2 protein-coding genes and 1 pseudogene are annotated in these 2,384 nt (G+C 38.9%); 1 reads left to right on the top strand and 2 read right to left on the bottom strand.

The features are described 5' to 3' along the window. Positions 1 to 73: 73 nt before the first annotated feature. Positions 74 to 454: pseudogene (locus AC4GME_RS18765) on the bottom strand (hypothetical protein). 110 nt (positions 455 to 564) lie between these two features. After that, entirely contained in the window at positions 565 to 1,647 is a 1,083-nt protein-coding gene (locus tag AC4GME_RS18760; RefSeq protein ID WP_490380033.1) for a S1 family peptidase, read from the bottom strand. Positions 1,648 to 1,960: 313 nt separating this feature from the next. Here AC4GME_RS18760 and AC4GME_RS18755 point away from each other — a divergent pair, with 313 nt between their 5' ends. After that, positions 1,961 to 2,209, top strand: coding sequence for a hypothetical protein (locus AC4GME_RS18755; protein WP_490378773.1), 249 nt, complete (start codon positions 1,961 to 1,963; stop codon positions 2,207 to 2,209). Positions 2,210 to 2,384: the final 175 nt, after the last annotated feature.

Here is a 2,384-nt window from a genome sequence, read left to right as displayed (position 1 = left end):
CGAGTTATAAAACTACAAATTTGTGGCCAACATTACTTGGCCACAACAAGTATGAGTTTCCCCAATAAGAGCCTCACCCTATATATTCATAAGTAGGAGTGCATTTAACTGGTTTATAATCAGGTTCTTTTTTGAAATTGATTACACGTGTTATTGCAATCTCTATTAATCTCAATGGAATAATATTGTTTTTGAGTAAATCATATTCATTGGAGAGCTCTTCTCCATCATCGAGTACTATCGTGTGGGTAATGCCTTTCAAGTTATAGGACGGGTTATGGATTAGCTTAACGTTAGGCAAATTTTATTTTTAAAATTTATGGATTAATTCATTAGGATCATCCGGGTAGATAATCGATATTTCATCTATGTTGCTGATTATTTCCGCTACTTCTCTATGAAACTTCACATAGCAGTAAAAAAGGGCTGGATATAGAATGAGAATTTTTTTCATTAAAACAGAGATGTTTATCCCTATTTTAGAAATGCTTTTTGGGAAAGGAAATTTTTGCCATTTGTGGCGCAAATATGGGTTCCGCCTAGGCTTTCTTTGTCACTTGCTTTTTAGTGAGTTGTTTTTCGTTTTCGAAGGATTGCTGCCACTAGCATTCCAAATAACCCTAATGCTCCTGTGCTACCGCCACTATTACTGATCCCGTAGTAATCTGTGTTTTGTTGAAGCTCAGGGTCCGAGTCGGGAGGGGGGTCAGGTTCTTCTGGAAGCTTTAGTTCGACCAGTCCTTCATTAATATCGTTTTCGATTACGTTGTAAATCCATTCTTTGTAATGGTATATTTCTGTGAACACGGACGGGAGTGTCATAGATTCACACGTTGTGATTCCGTAACTTGCCACGCCTATTTGTTGTTGTATGCCTTGAGCATCAAGGTAGCTGAGAGGGCCTCCTGAGTCCCCGTTACATATATTACTCCCTTCAATGGGTATAGCGCAAATTGCAGAGCCACTGGCTGGGTATATCATACTTGTGCCCTGACTATTTATTAGAAACCCTCCAACAAGTACTGAACATACGAGATCCATCGAGGATTTCATTTCTGTTGTCATTAACTCACTGGATCTCCCTGACAAATCACTTGTTTTACCCATTCCTGTAGCTGAATATGTAGGCAATTGCTCGTAATAAATAACATCATCATAGGTAGGAATATTGATACTTGTAAAATCAGTTAATATCGGTTCCTTCAATTTGATAATAGCAATATCATTAGAATAGTTAATGGCGTCATAATCGGGATACGAGAACACCTTTTCGACAGGATGGAAGCTAGAATAATCAGGAGATTTGTCGATATCATTAATAGCCACTGATAAATTATAATCTTTATATTTATTTAGCAGATCCTCGGTTACACAATGAGCCGCTGTCAATATATGCTGAGAATCCAAAATAGATGCCCCGCACAACTGCCCATAGCTAAATGTAGTCTCAGTTTCTTTAAATAAAAAAAGGCGGACATAAAATTTAAACTGCTCAAAGTCGGCCTGCGTTCCGTTAATGATTTTTATTGATGCTTCGGATTTGGTTTTTGTGATGATCGGGCCAATAGATATGTCATTTTTAGCAACTTCTGCTAAAACAGCTGTGGAGCTTAAAAGTAATGCGGGTAACAGTAATGTTTTTTTCATCAATTTATGGCGAGGACGCCTCTCTCTTTTTGGAGGGTGTCGTTTGCCCCTTTGTTAGTTAAAGTGACCCCGCACAAATATGCGGAGCAATGGGTTGTTATATAGAGAGGTTTGTTAAAGCTTTTGAAATAACACCTCTTAATGAGTATAGGAAGAATAAAAGCCTTTTATCAAAAAAAATGCTGATTTGAACAGTATGTTTTATTTCATTATGCTCAGATGCGACAAAAACCTTATCAGAATTTGTTATTCTCCTTCGTAAATAGCCGTATTTTATCTCTGTTCCTACCCGATTGGCAGGGTCAACCCAGCGTTGACTCTACCACTCGTTTCATACAAAGGCATTTATGAAAAAGATCGTTTCTTAGCCATCAAACAATCTGAGTTGAGGCGGTGTTGGATCTTCAGTACTGGCGACTACCTTGACCTCGCCACCGCACCTCAGGGGCCTGTGGCGAGACATGATCAACGAGAAGAGTTTGGCCATTCTCAAAAATCCCCGCTCGCTGATTTCCCGCTATGCGAGCCAGATGAATTAAATTACAGCTCGACATTAGAGTAAATAATCTATCTCGCTTTGTGCCCCGAAGCGCCTTAGAAAATTAACTAGCAAAAGCCCATAAGCACATAAGCACATAAGCACATAAGCACATAAGTTAGTCAAAATTCCCACGCTCGCTTTTTCCCGAAAGCGAGCATAGCAGTGGCCAAGTTAATTTAGTCACTTATTTTTATGT

The sequence above is a fragment of the Psychromonas sp. genome, from assembly GCF_983033635.1.
The sequence above is the reverse complement of the archived record's forward strand: the minus strand, read 5'-3'. Positions and strand labels throughout refer to the sequence as shown.